Origin of the sequence: Pseudomonas sp. IT-P176 (assembly GCF_949767245.1) — a bacterium.
Taxonomy (GTDB): domain Bacteria; phylum Pseudomonadota; class Gammaproteobacteria; order Pseudomonadales; family Pseudomonadaceae; genus Aquipseudomonas.
On record NZ_CATKPN010000007.1, the window covers coordinates 1 to 272 of the forward strand.

At 58.8% G+C, this 272-nt stretch carries 1 pseudogene; it reads right to left on the reverse strand.

The window, feature by feature from the left end:
- Nucleotides 1-272, reverse strand: a pseudogene (locus ACM6IP_RS00035) (IS4 family transposase); the annotation flags it as partial.

Below are 272 nucleotides of genomic sequence, written 5' to 3' on the forward strand. Positions count from 1 at the left end.
GAGTCGGGCAAGTTGCTCCAGAACAACAGCGTGGTGTCGCCAGATTCGGTGGGGTTTTGCAGATTCAGTTCGACACGCCGCCACTGGCGACCACCTTTGACTTCGATGATTTGCTCGCGCACGCTGCCTACCCCGACCGCGACAGACTCCTGCCAGTCGCTTTCCTTAAGTAGGCGTGGATGCTTGCTCGGTTCGCGAATGATGAACGAGGCTCCGGACTCTTCGCAGGCGTCCATGACGGGGAGCGTGCAATAGAGTCGATCAGCCATCCA